The sequence below is a fragment of the Pseudoalteromonas sp. SR45-5 genome (assembly GCF_014163565.1).
Classification (GTDB): Bacteria; Pseudomonadota; Gammaproteobacteria; order Enterobacterales; family Alteromonadaceae; genus Pseudoalteromonas; species Pseudoalteromonas distincta.
The window spans coordinates 1-2,441 of record NZ_JACJDN010000597.1 but is presented as its reverse complement, the minus strand read 5'-3'; the positions used below and the strand labels follow the sequence as shown (position 1 = coordinate 2,441).

Genomic DNA, 2,441 nt, shown 5'->3' with positions numbered 1-2,441 from the left:
CCCAACAGGTACTTTAAAGTAGTCTTTATCAATTAAAATAAAGTCGGCCCATTTACCTTTTTCTAAACTACCCACCTTAAATTCTTGATGAGCTGCATAGGCGCCACCAAGAGTAAATGCACGTAATGCATCTTCGCGGCTTAGTACTTCACTCGCGCGCCAGCCGTTTTCCGGTAGTTTGTTATGATCCATGCGTGTAATGGCTGAATACAAACCATCAAATGGATTTGCAAGCTCTACAGGGTAATCAGAGCCCGCAGCAACAACCGAACCTTGCTGTAAAAATGTTTGCCACGCGTAGGCCCCGCTTAGTTGTTTTTCAGTTAAACGCTGCTCTGCCATATGCATATCTGAAGTGGCATGCACTGGCTGCATTGAAGGGATTATTTTTAACGCTTTAAAGCGAGGGATATCATCAGGGGTTACAATTTGGGCGTGCTCTATTCGGTTTCGCAGTAATATACCGCCCGTTTTTTTAAACACATTTTGATAGGCATCAAGTACTACTTTATTTGCTTTGTCGCCAATGGCGTGAGTATTTGCGCTAAAGCCGCTTTTAAAGCTTTGTGTAAAGAGTGCTTCGAGTTTCTCTTGCGTTTCAAGCATTAAACCATGGTGACCAGGTCTGTCTGCATATTCTTCAATAAGTGCTGCACCACGAGAGCCCAGCGCGCCATCGGCGTAAACTTTAACACTGCGAATTTCCATAAAGTCATTTTTGTCGTGGTATCGGCCTGCCTTTAACATTGTGTCTAAATCAGGGCTTGCACCACTTAACATTGCCACAATACGTAGTGGTAAATTACCAAGGTCGCCGCGCTCTTTATAAACCTCCCATGTGGTTTTATCAATACCTGCATCGTGAGTAGAGGTAATGCCTAAACTTAATAAATGTTTACCTGCTGCATCTAGTGAGTCACTTATATCTTGTTTTGAAGGGGCTGGCATATGCTGGGTAATTAGCGATTCTGCTTTGTCTACAAAAATACCCGTAGGATTGCCAAATTCGTCTTTAATTATCTCACCGCCTTCAGGTGCTTTTGTTTGGGCGGTAATACCTGCAAGTTCGAGCGCTTTTGAATTAACCCAAATGGCATGGCTATCAACTCGAGAAAGCACCACAGGTCGATCGTTAACTACTTTGTCTAAATCTTTAGCTGTAGGAAAGCGTGTATCGGGCCATAGCTCTTGGTTCCAACCTCGCCCTATAATCCAACCTTGTTTGTTATCGGCAAATACTTTTAGTTTATTCGTTACTTCATCAACCGATTTTGCACCGCGTACATCAAGTTGCGATAAATTATCGCCAAGGCCAATAACGTGCCCATGAGCATCAATTAAGCCTGGTAATAAGGTATTACCGTGCGCGTCAATTAGCTTGGCATCTGGGTAGCTATCTTTAAGTGTATCGCTACCTAGTTTTACTACCTTGCCATTTTTAATAACGAGGGTAGTAAACTGCTGTACTTCACCTTGATATAAAGGGGTATAACCGTTGGCATTATAAATTACTTTTGTTTGTGCAATAGTGTAACTAGAACTAGCGCAAAGGCTGGCTAGTATGAGTGGTTTTATTATTTTTTTGAGCGACATAAGGCATTATTTTTTATTGTTAGTGCGTTAACACTAGCAAACCCAACTTTATAATACCAATATGTGAGACAAATTATGATGAAGAAAAAAGCAGTAAAGCTAGAACATAAAATATCTAGCTTTTGAAAGGGTTTATTTACTAGCGTATAAACTGTATTCACTTAGCGTTAGCTTGCCGTCTTTGTCTTGATCATAGCTTGAAAATCGAGACCACAAAGCGGGGTCTACAGCGGTTTCTGAACGTGTTAAAAAACCATCCTGGTTTCTATCAAGTTTTTCAAATTGCTCTGCAACATTGTTGCTTGCAGCAAAGCCTAATGTGCTAAAAATACTAAACGCAAAAAGCGCTATATAGCTTGTTTTTTTCATGAAAAATACTCAGTAGAGGTTATTGGTAAGGTAATTTTTAAATTCGATTAACGAAATTTGGTTATCTTGGTTTTTGTCCCATTTTACAAATGTGTTTAATAGTTGTGGTTGGGGATCAAGTTCGTCATGCGTTAAATAGCCACTTTTGTCGCTATCGAGGTGATCAAAGCGTTGCTTTACATCAAGTGCAGCGGCATCAAAGCTTAATAGCATTAAGATGCTTATAGTAAGGGGAAGTATCTTCATGGTGTTCCTTCCAAAAGATGTATTTAAAGTTTGTGGCTAAAATAAAGTGAAAAGGAAAAAGCACTTGCCGTAATTTAACTCCCAACATTAAATCCTTTTACACACTCCCTCAGGGATTATGGCAAATGCTTTTAATTCCAGTTTACCTATAACAAGCTTAAGTAAAGCTTAATCAGTAATTACTCATTAAGGTTTAAAGCTTTCAAATTCTTTTTTTGAGACTTTTTCATCAC

At 39.6% G+C, this 2,441-nt stretch carries 3 protein-coding genes; all 3 read right to left on the bottom strand.

All coding sequences use genetic code 11. From position 1 onward, the window contains the following. Positions 1 to 1,593 (bottom strand): amidohydrolase (locus tag H5072_RS16950; protein WP_182694204.1); only part of this gene is annotated, 1,593 nt, incomplete at its 3' end. A gap of 132 nt (positions 1,594 to 1,725) precedes the next feature. Next, positions 1,726 to 1,962, bottom strand: coding sequence for a calcium-binding protein (locus tag H5072_RS16945; protein WP_002961647.1), 237 nt, complete (start codon positions 1,960 to 1,962; stop codon positions 1,726 to 1,728). 9 nt (positions 1,963 to 1,971) lie between these two features. Further along, on the bottom strand, positions 1,972 to 2,208 hold the full coding sequence (locus H5072_RS16940) for an EF-hand domain-containing protein (RefSeq protein ID WP_182694203.1): 237 nt from the start codon (positions 2,206 to 2,208) through the stop codon (positions 1,972 to 1,974). Between the last annotated feature and the right edge of the window lie 233 nt (positions 2,209 to 2,441).